The 16,174-nt window shown below is 62.9% G+C and carries 14 protein-coding genes; 5 read left to right on the top strand and 9 right to left on the bottom strand.

Annotated elements, in window-relative coordinates; genetic code table 11:
* Window positions 1–9: 9 nt before the first annotated feature.
* Complete coding sequence (locus GC162_09450; protein MBI1368863.1) at window positions 10–1,590, bottom strand: hypothetical protein; 1,581 nt, start codon at window positions 1,588–1,590, stop codon at window positions 10–12.
* 165 nt (window positions 1,591–1,755) lie between these two features.
* On the opposite strand from GC162_09450, the gene def reads away from it, so the two are divergent.
* The gene (gene def / locus GC162_09445; GenBank protein MBI1368862.1) at window positions 1,756–2,277 is read left to right on the top strand and encodes a peptide deformylase; all 522 of its coding nucleotides are present in this window, start codon (window positions 1,756–1,758) and stop codon (window positions 2,275–2,277) included.
* 12 nt (window positions 2,278–2,289) lie between these two features.
* Here def and GC162_09440 read toward each other — a convergent pair whose 3' ends face one another.
* Entirely contained in the window at window positions 2,290–3,234 is a 945-nt protein-coding gene (locus GC162_09440) for a methionyl-tRNA formyltransferase (GenBank protein ID MBI1368861.1), read from the bottom strand.
* Window positions 3,235–3,290: 56 nt separating this feature from the next.
* Between GC162_09440 and GC162_09435 the strand changes: the two genes are divergently transcribed.
* Complete coding sequence (locus GC162_09435) at window positions 3,291–3,812, top strand: hypothetical protein (protein MBI1368860.1); 522 nt, start codon at window positions 3,291–3,293, stop codon at window positions 3,810–3,812.
* A gap of 14 nt (window positions 3,813–3,826) precedes the next feature.
* Here GC162_09435 and GC162_09430 read toward each other — a convergent pair whose 3' ends face one another.
* Together GC162_09430 and GC162_09425 are read right to left on the bottom strand one after the other, a co-directional pair.
* Window positions 3,827–4,522: a hypothetical protein gene (locus tag GC162_09430; protein ID MBI1368859.1), complete on the bottom strand. Its 696-nt coding sequence runs from the start codon at window positions 4,520–4,522 to the stop codon at window positions 3,827–3,829.
* A gap of 204 nt (window positions 4,523–4,726) precedes the next feature.
* Window positions 4,727–5,389: a tetratricopeptide repeat protein gene (locus GC162_09425; protein MBI1368858.1), complete on the bottom strand. Its 663-nt coding sequence runs from the start codon at window positions 5,387–5,389 to the stop codon at window positions 4,727–4,729.
* 396 nt (window positions 5,390–5,785) lie between these two features.
* Here GC162_09425 and GC162_09420 point away from each other — a divergent pair, with 396 nt between their 5' ends.
* Window positions 5,786–7,339 (top strand): 2-isopropylmalate synthase, encoded by a 1,554-nt coding sequence (locus GC162_09420; GenBank protein ID MBI1368857.1) that lies wholly within the window; start codon window positions 5,786–5,788, stop codon window positions 7,337–7,339.
* A 49-nt stretch (window positions 7,340–7,388) separates the two neighbouring features.
* Here the strand turns inward: GC162_09420 and thrC are convergent, their stop codons facing one another.
* From thrC to GC162_09395, 5 genes are all read right to left on the bottom strand, one after another.
* A complete protein-coding gene (gene thrC, locus GC162_09415) occupies window positions 7,389–8,825 on the bottom strand; it encodes a threonine synthase (GenBank protein ID MBI1368856.1) in 1,437 nt (478 codons plus the stop codon).
* A gap of 65 nt (window positions 8,826–8,890) precedes the next feature.
* Entirely contained in the window at window positions 8,891–10,342 is a 1,452-nt protein-coding gene (locus GC162_09410; protein ID MBI1368855.1) for a mechanosensitive ion channel, read from the bottom strand.
* A 31-nt stretch (window positions 10,343–10,373) separates the two neighbouring features.
* Window positions 10,374–11,186 carry a TIGR00730 family Rossman fold protein gene (locus GC162_09405; protein MBI1368854.1) on the bottom strand — a complete coding sequence of 271 codons (813 nt, stop codon included), beginning with the start codon at window positions 11,184–11,186 and terminating at the stop codon, window positions 10,374–10,376.
* Between the two features lie 112 nt (window positions 11,187–11,298).
* Window positions 11,299–12,654: a hypothetical protein gene (locus GC162_09400; GenBank protein MBI1368853.1), complete on the bottom strand. Its 1,356-nt coding sequence runs from the start codon at window positions 12,652–12,654 to the stop codon at window positions 11,299–11,301.
* A complete protein-coding gene (locus GC162_09395) occupies window positions 12,647–13,285 on the bottom strand; it encodes a sigma-70 family RNA polymerase sigma factor (GenBank protein ID MBI1368852.1) in 639 nt (212 codons plus the stop codon). The genes GC162_09400 and GC162_09395 overlap by 8 nt, the downstream gene beginning before the upstream one ends.
* Before the next feature lie 203 nt (window positions 13,286–13,488).
* Between GC162_09395 and GC162_09390 the strand changes: the two genes are divergently transcribed.
* Together GC162_09390 and GC162_09385 are read left to right on the top strand one after the other, a co-directional pair.
* Window positions 13,489–14,925 (top strand): adenylosuccinate lyase, encoded by a 1,437-nt coding sequence (locus GC162_09390; GenBank protein ID MBI1368851.1) that lies wholly within the window; start codon window positions 13,489–13,491, stop codon window positions 14,923–14,925.
* A gap of 94 nt (window positions 14,926–15,019) precedes the next feature.
* The gene (locus GC162_09385; protein ID MBI1368850.1) at window positions 15,020–16,021 is read left to right on the top strand and encodes a calcium/sodium antiporter; all 1,002 of its coding nucleotides are present in this window, start codon (window positions 15,020–15,022) and stop codon (window positions 16,019–16,021) included.
* The last annotated feature ends 153 nt before the right edge of the window (window positions 16,022–16,174 follow it).

Here is a 16,174-nt window from a genome sequence, read left to right as displayed (position 1 = left end):
CGACTGAACTCACGAAGGATCGCGGCCTTCCTTGAGGTCCGTCGTGAGCTTGCGCAGCATTTCGATGCGCTGACGGATGTCGTGATAGTTGATGTCGGCCTGGGCGATCTGGCTGGCGATCTTCGCCGCCTCCTGCGCGATCGCCACATCCTTCTCGCGGCGCGCCTTGGCTTCGAGCGCGCACATGAGGTTGTAACGCAGCTCCAGCGCCAGTCGATCGTCGTTATACGGATGCACTTCGATCGCGCGGTGGTAGGTATCGATCGCTTCGTCGACCCAATCCTTAAGCGCGAACGCTTCGCCGAGGTACCGCAGCGACATGGCGCGGTATTTGGGGTCGGACTGCGCTTCCTGGAAGCTGGCGATCGCCGCGTCGAACTCGCGCATCAAAAACTGACGCTTACCCAGCTCGAAGCGCCAGCGCATGTCCGTCGGATACGCCTTGACGCGGTCCTGGAACTCGCCCACTTCGAACTTGAGCTGGGCCGCCTTGATGCGGCGGATCTGCTCGGCGACCTCGGCCTTGGCTTCGTCGGTGTCGGCGGTGGCGAGCTTGGCTTCGTACTCGCGGCGGGCGGCGGCGAACTGCTTGATGCGAATCTCGCCCACCTGCATCTTGAACATGTACTGCCCGAATCGCTCAAACCCGTCTTCGAGCCACTTGATCGCTTCGTCCTGCGACGCCTTGTCGCCCTTCTGCAACAGGGCGCGGACCAGTTTCTGAAGCCGCTCGATGTCGTCGAGCTTCTCTTCGTATTCCTTGCGGAGCCGGGCGATGAGTTCGGTGAGCTGATCGCCCGTGGCGGCGATCGAGTCGGACTGCGCCAAGGCCTTGGCCTTGTCCGCGTCCTTGAGCGCCGTGCGGAAGCTGCCGCCCTCTTCGCCGTAGCGACCTTCCATGATGGTCTTCTCGGCTTCGAGGTTCTTGTACTCCTGCACGAGCTTCATGTTGTTCGGCTCCATCGCGAGCACGAACCTGCACGCCTCGACCGCCATGTCGAAAGCGCCGACCTTGGCGAAATTATCGCGGGCCTTGAGATACACCGTCATGCTGGGCTTCTTGGACTGGCGGTTCAGATCGAGCGTGATCTCGCCGATCCAGTACGTCACTTCGTCAAGCTCCGCCTTCGCCGATCCGTTCATCACCGCCAGCGCCAGCCCGGGATCCAGCGGATTCTTCGCCCACAGAAACTCGGCGTTGAGCATCTTGTCGATGGAGGTCTTGCCGCCGGAGTGCTTGAACTGATCCTTCATGCCCGCCGGCTTGCCCCCGTTGGCACGGCGGCGCAGCGCCACTTCGCGCAGCGCTTCATGATGCCGGATCGACTCGGGGTCGAACTTCAGGCCGCTGATGTAGCACTCGATGGCGTAGTCGTAGTTGCCGGTGTCCGCCACGGTCTTGCCGCGATCAAACCACGGCTGCGCGCGGCGGGGATCACGCTGATGCTCTTCAGCCGCGCCCTTCGCATCCTTCGCGCCGGCCTTGTCGGACCCGCTCTCGGCGACGTCCGTCTGCACAGCATCGTCGGACCCAGCCGCGGCATCGTCGCCATCGGCGGCCTTTTTCTTACTGAAGGGATTCCATGCCAAATGAATTCACCTGTAAAGTTCACGCGACTCATACCACGCCGGGTCGCACCGGTGCGAAGGCGGGCATCTTTGGGCGTGAACCTCTGTTGTCAGTCTATGCGCCGCACGCACTTGAGCCAAGTCCCACATCTTGGCCAAAGCCCCCATAGCATCTATGATAACGCCATGTCCGTCAAGGCCGAACAGCTACGCATCGTGCTTTATCCCGACCCCGTGCTGCGCCGCAAGGCCCGAACGATCGAGAAGGTCGATGACGAGATCCGAGCCGTTGCCGCCCGCATGATCGAGCTCATGCACGAGGCCCCCGGCGTCGGGCTCGCCGCGCCCCAGGTCGGCCTGCCCTGGCGCCTGTTCGTCGCCAATCACACCGGCGAACCCGCCGACGACCGCGTCTTCATCAACCCGGTCCTCCGCGACCCCAGTGAAGACTACGGCCCGCACAACGAAGGTTGTCTTTCGATCCCCGATGTCACCGCCGAAATCCGCCGCCCCCTCCGCATCACCATTGACGCGCTGGACATCAACGGCCAGCCCTTTTCGATGACGAGCGACGAACTGCCCGCGCGCATCTGGCAGCACGAAACGGATCACCTCGACGGCGTGCTCATCATCGATCGCATGAACCCGATGGACAAGCTCGCCTCCCGCCGCATGCTCAAACAGCTCGAAGCTGAATACAGCGGCTGAGCCGCGCGATATTCAACTTTCGTGCGAATCGAATCGGTCGCCGATTTTCAGCGCCTGCCCGCGCGCGAATTCGGACCAGTTCATGATGCGTTTGCCCGCCGGCTGAACTTCCAGAAGTTTGATCGCGCCCGAGCCGGTGGCGACGGTGCCTTCGTCGATCAATGTGCCGGGCGTCTTGTTGTGACGCACCTCCGGCAGATCCTGCACGCGGCGCAACAAGAGCAGTTTGCGATCCTGACCGAACCAGCAGCGCACGCCCGGCCAGGGCGTCAGACCATGCACCCGACAGCGGGCCAGTTCCGCACTGAGCGAAAAGTCCATGACCGTGTCCGCCTTGCCGAGTTTGGGCGCGAGCGTCACCTGCGACACATCCTGCGCCCGCGGCTCAAGACAACCCTTGTGCAGATTGTCGAGCACTTCCAGCACGAGCTTCGGCCCCATCTCCGAGAGCCGATCGTGCAATTCGCCCGCGGTTTCCATCGGATCGATGAGCGTTTGCTGCATGCCGAGGATGTCGCCGGCGTCCATTTCTTCGACGAGACTGAAGACGGTGTTGCCTGTGATATGCTCGCCCTGCATCATCGCCCAGTTGATCGGCGCCGCGCCGCGATACTTGGGCAGCAGCGAGGCGTGCAGATTCATGGTCGCTTCGGGACCGTGGCGCGGCGACTCGATGAGCGACACGCCGATCTTCTGACCGAACGCGACGACGACGTTCGCATCCGCTTCGATGCCGCGCACTTCTTCGAGAATCTCGGGCCGATTGACGCGCTCGGGTTTGAGGATGCGCATGCCGCGTTCCTGCGCCCATGCCGCGACCGGCGTCGGCGTCAATTGCCTGTTTCGCCCCGCGGGACGATCGGGCTGCGTGATGATCAGCGCCAAATGATGCGCCTCGCACAACGCCTTGAGCGTGGGCAATCCAAACGCGCCGCTGCCGAAGTAGATCAATCGCATGTGCTCAGCGTAGGAAATTGATTGCAACGCGGCAAACACATTGGTAGTCTCAGTGCATGCGGAAGAAGACTTCGGCGGCGGTTGCGAAGTGGTTGTGGAGTCCGGCGCCGATGGCGGCCGACCCGACGCGGCGAATGAACGGCGTGATGCGCCGGCGCTCGCAGCGCCGCACCGAGCAGCAACATCGCTACGACGAACTCGTGGAGCAGATGAAGCGCGAATACGACATCCGTATCAATCGATGGCGCACCAGCAGCAGCGGATGCGCCTGGCGCGTCGAGTATCGCAACGGCACGGTGACGCGCCTCATCGAAGCGCCGTATCCGCGCGGCCCGATCAGCGCGGCGGTGTTCCTGCACGAAGTCGGTCATCACGCAATCGGTTTCTACCGCTACAAGCCGCGATGCTACGAGGAGTACAAGGCGTGGCAATGGTCGCTCAAGACCATGCGGGCGCATGGTCTGAATGTCACGCCGCGCGTCGAGCAGTTGGTCGATCAGTGCCTGCGTTATGCGGTGGCCAAAGCGCGGCGGCGCGGACTGCGCCGTCTGCCTGTTGAACTGATGAAATATCTTTGAAGTGCAAGGACCAATCAGTCCGCATATTCCCACACGGTCACGTTGAGCCACTTCGCGCCCCACTGGCGGGCGATGGCGTGCGTGGGGTAGAGCAGATCAATGCGGGAACCCTTGATAGCGCTGCCGCGATCGAGCACCGGGACGGGCTGACCATCGTTGTACCCCGGCACCGTGACGATCGCGCCGAAGGGAAAGAGGCGGCGGTCTGCGGCGACGAGTTTCATGCCGTTCGTCCAGACGGAGTACCCGCTGGCGGTGATGTTGTCGGCGAACTGTCCGCAGGAGCGGGCGTCGGGGCTGTAGGCGGTGACGAGCATACGCATGGTTTTGATGACGCGGATCGGCCGGCCGTTGAACATCGGCTGGGCGGGCTTGAGCGGCGCGGGCGTCGGAGCGCTGGGCGACACGGGTTTCTCAATCTCAACGGGCGTCGTCACGACCTGCTCCGCCGGAGCCGCGACATCCTCGATCGGCACTTCGTTCTCGACGACCGGCATGACGGGCTGGACCTGCATCACCGGCGCCGCCGTGTCGAGCACGAACAGCGGAGCGACCTGCCCGGTCGAGCGCTGCGGCGCGACTTCCGAACGGATCAGCCACCACACCCCGCCGGCGACCAGCAGGAACATCGCCGACATGAGCACGGCCGCGACCTTGGAAGCGGTGCGGTCTCGCCGATAGCGGCGGCTACTACGGTAAGTCGTCGACATGCATGCGTCTCAATTTGCGGGATTAGCCGACGTCCGTGTGCGGCGAAGGAATCGGGTCTTGCGGACCCATGGGGAGTGCGAATGATACCCCATGGTTATGGGGCGTCAAGGAAATTCCGGCAATTCTTGCGCAAATAAACAGCGCTCAGGCCGGTCGCCTTGACGGCAAATCCCGCTCATTCATGGGGTTTATAGACGAAAAAATCAGGCGTGAACCGTCGCCCGCTCGATCCGGCCCAGCGCCGAAGCGAGCCCGTCCATGCGCGGGTTAACCGCCAGGGCCTGCCGGTAGCACTCGGCGGCGGCGGGGAAGTTGCCCATGTGGGCATGGCAATGGCCCATCGTCGCCAGTGCTCCGAAATGGTTGGGCGACAACTCGACCGCGCGGCGGCAGCATTCGATCGCCGCCAAGTATTCGTCGAGCATGTAATGGGCGATGGCACACTGATGAAATGCGGAGGCGAACTGACCGTCACAACGCTGGGCCTGCCGGAAATACGTCACCGCGGCGCTGGGCTGATCGGATTCGAGGGCGGCCATGCCCTTTCGGAAAAAGCGCTGACTTTCGTTGTTGCCCGTCCGGAACCAGATGGACCAGAGGGCGTGTTCCGCGAGTTGATTGACCTGAACATCCGGATCGCGAAGGGCTCGACCGACGCACTTCAAACATCTCTGATCACCGATGAGCCCGAGTGTGACACATGCCAGTTTTCGTATATCCGGGTGATCGTGATGGAGCATCTGACAAAGCTGCTGCGGGGTCCATCGGAGACTGACCTGTCGGGCCAGTTCGTCGGCTCCGCATCGCTTGAGTGCGGGGCTGACGACTCTGAGAAACTCCGCCGTGTCCACCTGCTCCATCCACATAGGCGATACCCAATTTTAGAAGTTCACGAATGCTCATTCCCACAGCAAAAAACACACTTCTGTCCGCCCGACGAAATGCTCGGACCTGCTGGCCTCACACTAGGCCCATGCCCCCGCGTTTTCAAAGATTTTCGCCGGGCCGGATCGGATTTTTTTGGATGTCCCCTCCGCTTGCGGCCGATGCTTGATCGTACCGGAACCGGGGTCTATACTACCCACTTCCATGAGCACGCAACGCTCCATCCCGACCGCCCCGCTTCTTGGCCTACTTCTTCTTTCCGCCCATTGCGGATAGGCGCGGTCGCTCCACACGGATTTTCCCCACATGACCCCCCGCCCTGTCCGCACATGCGACAGGGTTTTTTGTTGGATGCACCTTTACTGCGAGACACGAACATGGACACGGTCAAGATCTTCGACACGACGTTGCGAGACGGCGAACAATCCCCCGGCGCTTCACTGAACCGCGCCGAGAAGCTCGAAATCGCGCGGCAGCTCGAAGCGCTCGGCGTGGACATCATCGAGGCCGGTTTCCCTATCACGTCCAATGACGACTTCGAGGCCGTGCGGCAGATCGCGCACGAACTGGGCCGCGCGACGGTGGCGGGCTTGTCGCGCTGCGTGGCGAAGGATGTGGACCGGGCCGGGGAGGCGGTGCACGATGCGCCCCATCCGCGCATCCATGTGTTCTGCGCCACCTCGAAAATCCACTGCGAGCACAAATTCAAAAAGCCCTTCGAGGAAATCGTCCGCATCAGCGTCGAGCATGTGAAGCGGGCCAAACAGTTCGTCGACGATGTCGAGTTCAGCCCCGAGGACGGGTCGCGCACGGAACTGAATCATCTCGTCGAAATCATCGGCGCGGTCATCGACGCCGGGGCGACGACGATCAACATCCCCGACACCGTCGGCTACGCCACGCCCGCCGAGTACGGCCACATCTTCGCGCATGTGCGAGCACAACTGCCCGTCATCGATCAGCGCGGCATCGTGCTCTCGTCGCATTGTCATGACGATCTGGGCCTGGCGGTGGCGAACTCGCTGGCGGCGGTCATGAACGGCGCGCGGCAGGTCGAATGCACCGTCAACGGCATCGGCGAGCGGGCGGGCAACGCGAGTCTCGAAGAGTTCGTCATGGCGCTGCGAACGCGCAACGACTTTTACAAGCTGACGACGAACATCAATACACGCAAGATTTATCCGACGAGCCGCATGGTCAGCCATCTGACCGGGCTGGATGTGCAGCGGAACAAGGCGATCATCGGCGAAAACGCCTTCGCGCACGAATCGGGCATCCACCAGGACGGCATGCTCAAGGAGCGGAGCACGTACGAAATCATGGACCCGCGCGAGGTGGGCATCCCCGAAAGCAAGCTCGTGCTGGGCAAGCACTCGGGGCGTCACGCCTTCCGCCAACGGGTCGAACAACTGGGGCATACGCTCGATGACGAAGCGCTGTCGCGCGTGTTCGAGAGCTTCAAGGCGCTGGCGGACCGCAAGAAGAACGTCTATGACGAAGACATCGAGGTGCTGCTGGAGCAGGAGATGTCGGCGGCGTCGCGGCGCGATCTGTGGAAGCTGACCAACATGCAGGTCACCAGCGGCACGCACGCCATCGCCACGGCGACCGTCACGCTCACCGACTCGGCCGGCCACGCCGAGACGGACGCCTCGACCGGCGATGGGCCGATCGACGCCATCTACTCGGCGATCCAGCGGCTGACCGGCATCAAGGCGGAACTGCTCGACTACTCGATCCGGGCTGTGACGAGCGGCAAGGATGCGCAGGGCGAAGTGCGCGTCGAACTGCGACATCACGACCGTCGCGTCCGCGGTCGCGGGGCATCGACGGATGTCGTCGAAGCCAGCGCTTTGGCATATCTGGCGGCGATCAATCGGTTGCGTCAGGTGGAGGCGAATCCGCCGTCGGAACCAGCGGCGCAGCCGTAATGTGATGCGAAGACACATTCAGCGGCGGGGCAAGCCCCGCCGTTGAATTTTACTTCTGCATCGCCGTGACAAGCGACGGGTCGCCGCCGAGGGCTTCGACGATGGCGGCCAGATCATCGGGCACGGGAATCGGCGGGTTGGCCAGCCGGCCGTGCGGCTCGTGCTGCGGGGCGGCGTCCTGCACGGCTTTCATGTCGATGCCGGTGTGATACTTGACCGTCGCATCCGGGTCTTTGAGCTGGTGACCCGTCAGAATGCAGACCACATCATCGTCCGCCGCGATCACGCCTTCCTGCCGGAGCATGTGCGCCCCGGCGACGGACGCGGCAGAGGCGGGCTCGCAGCCGAACCCGTAGCGCCCGACCATTGCCTTGTGCTCGAGGATCGTCTCGTCGTCGACCTGTCGCACGACGCCGTCCATGACCTCCAGCGCCCGCAGCGCCTTGCTGAGGTTGACGGGCCGGCCGATCTCGATGGCGCTGGCGATCGTGTTCGCCTTGATGCCCTGCGCATCGTATTCGTTGTACAGCTTGTCGCGCGCGCTCTTGTCCCATCGCCCGCCGTTCCATCGCACGCCGCGCTCATTGAAAAGCGTGTGCAGCGGATTCGCTCCGGCGGCCTGAATGACGGCGAGCCGCGGGATGCGATCGATGAGCTCCAGTTCCTTGAGCTCCATGAACGCTTTGCCGAACGCCGAGCAGTTGCCGAGGTTTCCGCCGGGCACGATGATCCAGTCGGGCACCGCCCAGTTCCGCGCTTCAAGCACACGGTACATAATCGCCTTCTGACCTTCGAGTCGGAAGGGATTGACCGAGTTCATCAGGTAAATGCCAAGCTGCGGCATCTCGGTGGCGATCTGCTTGACGCGCTTGAGGCACGCGTCGAAATCGCCCTGCACCTGTAATGTCAGCGCGCCATAGTCCAGCGCCTGCGAAAGTTTGCCGTAGGCGATTTTTCCGGAGCCGATGAAGACGACGCCCTTGAATCCGGCCATGTCGGCGAACATCGCCAGCGAGGCGCTCGTGTTGCCGGTGGATGCGCAGGCGACTTTGTCGGCGCCGACCATGCGGGCGTGCGTGAACGCCGCGGTCATGCCGTTGTCTTTGAACGAGCCAGTCGGGTTGAGCCCTTCGTACTGAAGGTGCAGATGCCCGGGGGTCATGCCCAGCTCTTTGGCGAGGCGGCGGGCATCCTGCAAGTTCGTGCGGCCTTCGCCGATGGTGACGATCTGATCGCGATTGCGATAGAACGGCATCAGCTCGCGGAAGCGCCACACGCCGGAAAAGTCGAGCCGGCCGGTGCCATGTTCGCCGCGCGTCATCCATCGGTGCTCGAAAAAGTCCCACGTCGGGCGCGGCAGGCGATCCCAGTCGTAGCGGACATCCAAAAGACTCCCGCATGACGGACAGGACACCAACACCTGGTCCACACCATAGGTCGCGCCGCAGTCGGGGTGAATGCACTGTTGGAAAGCGTGGTCAGCCATAGCGTGTCATTTTAGCTCATTGGAGGTGCGGATGTATCGCGAGCGCCGCTGGAGATATTGTCGGTTTAACGCGGGGATTCGTTGAGGCCAAAGAAGCCCTGAATCCGTTTGAGAAAGTCGGCGGCGAGCGTGCGGCGGGCATCGACGGCGGCGGGCGTGTCGAACTGCTGAAGGCGGGTCTGCGTGTGGCTCCGCCGCTCGGCGAGCACACGGGAGAGCGTCTGCGCGAATTCGGGACGGGCCTGAAGAATCGGCGTGAGCACATCACGGTCCAGTTCGTAAAGCGTCGCATCCGTGACCGCTACGACAGACGCGGACCGCGGCTCGCCGGTGAGCATCGACATTTCGCCGAAGAACTGCCCGGGTTCGAGCTGCGCCACTTTGCGCGGCCGACCATTGGCGTCGACGCGCACTTCCAGAAGGCCGTCGACCACGAGAAACAGCGTAGACCCCGCATCGCCCTGATGCACGACGTGCTGCGCCCCGTTGTAGTGACGTTCCTTGAGCCCCTGCACGAGCCGATGAATTTCGTCGCCGGTCAGCCCCGTGAACAGATCGATGCGGCTGAGCAGTTCGGCGCGGTCCTTTCGCCGGTCGATCTCGCGCGGCGGCATCTGGGCAAAGTACACATCGCGCTTCGGGAATGGCACGCTCATGCCCGCCTGATACAAGTGTCGGCTGACGCTCATCGCCACCAAGTCGATCACTTCGTGCTTCCGCGCATAGCTGCTGATGAAGAATCGCAACTCGTAAAGCACGCCGTCAGCGCCGAATTCGTAGAGCAGCACATCGGGCGAAGGCGATTCGAGAACGCCTTCGGCCGCTCGCACCGCACCGAGCAGCACGCGCTTGGCGTCCCCCACCGGCACGCCGTATTCGAGCCCGATTTTCAGACCCGCGCGGAAGTGATGTTGCGGCTTGTCGTAGTTGAGCAGTTGCCGCTCGGCGATGTAGCTGTTGGGCAAAACGACCGTGACCTGATCGAGACGGACGAGGTGGGTCGCGCGCCAGTTGATCTCCACCACGCGTCCGACCGCGCCATCGACTTCGATCCAATCGCCGATGCGGAAGGCGCGTTCGACGTTCAGCGCGATGCCGGAGAACAGGTCGTTAATGGTGCGCTGAAGGGCGAAGCCGAGCACGATGCCGACGACGCCGGAGCTGACGAGGACGCCGGTGAGCGGTTGATCGAAAACCTGTGCGACGATGATGCTGATGGCCAGTGCGACGATCAGGACGCGCATGATGGCGACGAGAAGCCGCGGGGCGGGCTGCCCCGTGCGAGCTTCGACGAGCATGTGCCAGAAGAAGGCGTCGATGAGCGCGCAACCGAGCCAGGCCAGACTCAGCCCCATGCCCGTTTCGATGATGCGTTGAAGAATGATCAGCGCCTGATCCCGGATGTCGAATCCGAAGTAGATCAGCAGGGGCTCAAGCTCGATCAATGCGACAATGTGCAGGCCGGTGACGACTGCGGGAAGGATCACAGCGGCGATACGCGAGAGACGCAATCTCATCCCCTAAAAGATAACACAATCGACGATGCGGTCATCCGCGCGGCGGATAGGGCTTGAGCTGACGGCGCTGCTCGCGCGTGGGCTGACGACCGGGGCCGAACTGCCGCATATGCGGCGGAATGCCTTCGATGGTGCCCTCGCCCGTCCGCTCGGCGGCGAAGTCGGGCACGATCTGCGGCGCCGGGCCCAGCCAGCATTGATCGTTGTAGCACTTGGTGATGAGTTCGACGGCTTCGTCGATGTCGTCGGTGACATGGAACCGGCGCACGTCATCGGGCGAAATGGTGCGATATTCGTTGGCGAGCGTCTGCTGAATCCAGTCGACGAGGCCGGACCAGAAATGCGTGCCGATGCAGACCACGGGGAACGGGCTGATTTTGTGGGTCTGAATGAGCGTCATGGCCTCGAAGAATTCGTCGAGCGTGCCGAACCCGCCGGGGAAGATGATGAAGGCGCTGGCGTATTTGACGAACATCACCTTGCGGACGAAGAAGTAGCGGAAGACGACTTCGTGGGTCTGATAGGGGTTGGGCTCCTGCTCCATGGGCAGGGTGATGTTGAGGCCGACGCTGGTGCCCTTGGCTTCGTAAGCGCCGCGGTTGGCGGCTTCCATGATGCCCGGACCCCCGCCGGTGATCGTCGCGAAGCCCGCTTCGGTGAGCAGGCGGCCGCAAGCGACGGCTTTCTGATACATGGGGTCGTCGGGTTTCGTGCGTGCCGAACCGAAGACCGTGACGCTTGGCCCGATCTCGCTCATCATCTCGAATCCGTCGACGAATTCGCCGATGATGCGGAACATCCGCCATGCGTCTTTCGACAGCGTGTCGTACTTATCCACGGGCATGCGACCTCCTTGCAATCGTTACAATCGGCTCAAACCAACGCCGGCATGAGTGTACCCGGCGGTGGGGCCGAAGTCCCCCCGTCTGGGAAGTCGCATCTATAGTTGCGAGAAATCAGCGGTCCGACTTGTCGTTGATCGGCCTGGGCGCGGCGTCGATGATGACCGGCAGCGTCACCTCCAAGTCCGCCGGCTTGTCCTTGTCCTCGGCCTTGGGCTGCTCGACCGGCAACTGCTGACGCAGGATCGACGCATAATCCGGCACCATCGACGGCCAGATCTTCACGCCCGGCATCACTTGCGAAATTGCCTTCGCCACATCATCGCCCTTGCCCTGCCCATCGGGCACCTGACCGACCGACAGCAGATTGCGCTTGCGGATTTGAACCTTCGTATTGAGTGTGCTGGCCTGCAATTCGGCGACGACGCGCGGAAGCTGCTCGGCGGCAAGCTTCATCTCATAACGACCCGGCCCGGGTTCAGACGACGTGGCGTCATCGGTGGCGAGACTCTTGACAAGCTTGCGAAGCTGTGTGATCGTCGCGGCCGGATCGCGCGTCACCACACGCATCTCCATCTGCTCCGCCAGCGACGGCTGGAGCCGAATCTGACGAGCCGTGTAAGTCGGATCATCGCCATCAACGCGCGCTTCCGGCAACTCATCGCCCGGCGATCCCGGCGTGACTGGTTTGACCGGCTTGATCTTCTGAGGCGGATCGGGCAACAGATCCTTGCGCATCGGCAACGTGTCGCCGCCGTATACACCCGGCACCGGCTCAGGCGTCGCCCCCGGTGTCTTGTCGGGCGCGAGCGGCGTCGGCTTCTCGGCAACCGTCGGCGCGGGCGTCGGCATCGGCAATTCAATGACCGGCTTCTCATCCGGCGGACCCGGCGGAATCTCAACAACCGTCGGCTCCGTGATTGACGGATTCACGCTCAGATTCGGCGACGGTGTGACGGGCTTTTCATTTGCAACCGGCGTGTCGAGCTTCTCCGGCACATCCGGCTTGACGGGCGTTTCGGGTTTCTCCGGCACCGTCGGCTTGACCGCCACCGTGTCGCTGCCGGCCTTCTTCTTGTCCGGCTTGAACGAAAAACTCGTCGGCCCGACATCCAGCAGTGAGGAAATCACCACGCCCGCCACGATCATCAACATCGCCGCCAGGGCCGTACCCAGCACGATGCGACGCATGATGTGACGCTGCGCCAGCGAAACCTTGTGCGACTGACCCAGATTGAACTCCACGAGCATCGCGCGTTCAAGCTGCCGATCGACTTCGTCCATGAGCCAGTCGGGCGTGTGCGGATCGGGCATGGCGGCGACGGCGGCACGGTCCCGCTGCATCTGCGCCACCAACTGAGCAAGCCGGGCGTCCGCCGCGAGCCACTGCTCGACACGCGACCGCTCCGCCGGCGACAGGTCGCCTTCGATGTACCCCAGAAGCAGAATCTCGTCGTACGAATCAGCCATTGTCCAAATCATCCTGTGCCACGGAGGCACTTAATTTACCGTCCAGTGCAGACCGCAATGCCAATCTTGCCCGAAACAGGCGGCTCTTGACCGTCCCCAGCGGCACAGAGAGCACTTCGGCGATCTGCTGGTAGTCCATTCCCTGTAAGTCTCGCAGCAGTATGACACTACGCAACGATGGATCCAACTGGTCCAGTGCCTGGGCCAGATGGGCAAGCTGCTCTTGTGTTTCGACGCCGTGTGCGGGCGTTTGTTCCCGTTGTTGTGAGATCAGATTCTTGAGCGGCGTCGCCTGATCCGCCCCCCCGGCGATCTCATGCTCCAGACTCACCGCCTGACGCACTCGGCTCCGTCGTAAGTGACTGATCGCCAAATTCATAGCGATCCGCAGGAGCCATGTCGAAAACTTCGCCTCGCCCTTGAAATGGTCCGCGTGCTTGATCGCCCGCAGGAGCACTTCCTGTGTCAGATCCGCCGCATCCTCGGTGTTCGAAACCATGCGCAAGATCACATGGTACACGCGCTTGTGATACGCCCCAAGAAGCTCGCCCAACGCCCCCCGATCGCCTCGTTGGACCTGGTCCACGAGTTGTCGTTCGCGTTCGGGGCTGAGAATCGGGTGCGACGCCATGCTCGATCATTCTCTCAAGTTTCGGGGTGAGCGGAGTTAGGGTAATATCACCGGTCGGACGCACGGATGCAAGCCAAACCGGACGACAGGCCCGATAAAGCATCGGTCCGCAGTCGAAAAAATGTGCATCATTTGCTCATTGGACCATTTGACCGGTCAATGGTTCCAGAACTTCTGCCCCCCAAAAAGTCTGCTGACTCGCCATGAACGACGCCAACACCTACCAATCCCCGCTCGCATCCCGCAACGCCTCTGCCGCGATGCAGGCCATCTGGAGCCCGCAGCGCAAATTCTCCACCTGGCGCCGCCTCTGGCTCGCCCTTGCCGAGTCCGAGCGCGAGCTGGGCCTGTCCATCACCAATGAGCAGATCGCCCAGTTGCGCGAGCATCTGGACGACATCGACTTCGCCGCCGCCGCTTCATATGAGAAGAAGCTGCGCCACGATGTGATGGCGCATGTGCACGCGCTCGGCGACGTCGCCCCGCTCGCCCGTCCGATCATTCACCTCGGCGCGACCAGTCAGTTCGTCGTCTGTAACACCGAGCTATTGCAGATCCGTGATGCGTTGAACCTCATCGCCGCCAAGCTCGCCGCCGCCATCGACAAGCTCGCGGCCTTCGCCGAAAAATACCGCGACCTGCCCACGTTGGCGTTCACTCACTATCAGCCCGCTCAGCCGACGACCGTCGGCAAGCGCGCGACGTTATGGGCGCATGACATGGTGCTGGCGCTCGAGGAAATCGAGCACCGCCTCGCGACGCTGCGCTTCCGCGGCGTCAAAGGTACGACCGGCACGCAGGCGTCCTTCCTTTCGCTCTTCGACGATGATCACAACAAGGTGGACGCGCTCGACGAGCGCGTGACGCGGAAGATGGGCTGGCCCATCGACCGGCGCTTCGCCGTGACGGGGCAGACGTATCCGCGCCTTGTCGATGCGATGGTGCAATCCTCGCTCGCCGCCGTCGCCGCCGCGTGCGCCAAGTTCGCCACCGATCTTCGCCTTCTCGCCAATCGCAAGGAGCTTGAAGAGCCCTTCGAGAAAGATCAGATCGGCTCGTCCGCCATGGCGTACAAGCGCAATCCGATGCGCTGCGAGCGCATCTGCGGGCTGTCGCGTTTTGTGATGGGCATGACGCAGACGCCCTTCGTCACTGCCGCCGAGCAGTGGATGGAGCGGACGCTCGATGACTCCTCGTGCCGTCGCCTCACACTGCCCGAGCCGTTCCTTGCGCTCGACGGCGTGCTGGACCTCGTCAACAACGTCGCCGGCGGCATCGTCGTGTATGAGCAGACCGTCACGGCGAATCTAGCGAGGGAACTGCCGTTCATGGCGACGGAAAACCTGCTCATGGCCGCCGTGCGCCGCGGCGCGGATCGGCAACACGTGCATGAAGTGATACGAGTACACAGCCAGGCCGCCGCCGAACGCGTCAAGAGCGAAGGCGCTGATAATGATCTGCTCACCCGCCTCGCCGCCGAGCCGGACTTCGCAGGTATCGACCTCGCCGCCGAACTCGACGGCTCGCGCTTCATCGGCCGCGCTCCCCAACAGGTCGACGCCTTCCTCGCCGAAGTCGTCGCCCCCATTCGCGCCCGCTACGCCCCCGCCCTCAACCAGCGCGTCGAACTCAAAGTCTGACGCTCCAACGCGCCCCCGTTTGGCGGCAGGGCATCGCCCCGCGCTTCTTCTGCTTCCCCGCGCTCCCCTCTCCTCCGCGCCGTACAATCATCCCATGCCCCTCCAAATCATCCTCCTTATCGCCGGTCTTGCACTCCTCATCGCCGGCGGCGACATCCTCGTCCGTGGCGCGATCGGGGCCGCGCGACTCCTCGGTGTCTCAACGCTCCTGATCGGCCTGACCGTCGTCGCATTCGGTACCAGCGCCCCCGAACTCGCCGTCAACCTCTTCGCCGCGCTTCAGGGCAACAGCGATGTCAGCTTCGGCAACATCGTCGGGTCCAACATCGCCAACATCGGCCTCATCCTCGGCGCCGCCGCACTCATCACCCCGCTGACGATCAAACACACCATCGCCATCCGCGAAATCCCCATGATGCTCCTGGCCACTGTCGCCCTCTTCATCATGGGCCTCGACACATACCTCCGCTCCGCTGCCGCCGTCAACGAAATCGACCGCGCCGAGGGACTCCTCCTTCTGATGCTATTCGGCGTCTTCCTCTACTACACCATCAGCGAAGCCCTCCGCCAGCGTTCCGACAAATATCTCGCTCAAATGTCCAGCGAGATAGAACAGACCGAAAAGCCCGCCTCGATGGGGCTCTCGCTCCTGCTCCTGGTCGGCGGACTCGTCGCCGTCAGCGCCGGCGGCAAACTCACCGTCGACGCCGCCGTCTACATCGCCGAGGCCGTCGGCATCTCGCAGACCCTCATCGGACTCACCATCGTCGCCCTCGGCACCAGTCTCCCCGAACTGGCCACGAGCATCATGGCCGCCCGCCGCGGCCACGCAGACATCGCCATCGGCAACGTCGTCGGATCCAACATCTTCAATATCCTCTTCGTCCTTTCCATCACCGCCACCGCGCACCCCGTCGCCATCCCCGTCGGCGGCTTCACCGACCTCATCGCCCTGGCCCTCCTGAGTTTCGCCCTGCTACCTATCGCCTTCATCGGCAAAAACATCGTCAGCCGCTTCGAAGGCCTTCTGCTCCTCGTCGCCTACATCGGCTACATCCTCTACCGCACCTTCGGCATGCCCGCCCCCATCGCCTGACCTCAATCCCCGCCTCCGCCCCCCACCGACACCCCAAGCGCCAACCAACCGCGCGGCGATGACAAAGTATCCCATATCAGATTTAGGCTAAATGCTAAATGTTTTCCTCACGGCAAATCGCGCCACGGTGATGATGAAACAGATCGATATCCG

This window comes from Planctomycetota bacterium, from assembly GCA_016125255.1.
Lineage (GTDB): Bacteria > Planctomycetota > Phycisphaerae > Phycisphaerales > Zrk34 > RI-421.
This window is presented reverse-complemented; position numbering and strand designations above follow the sequence as displayed.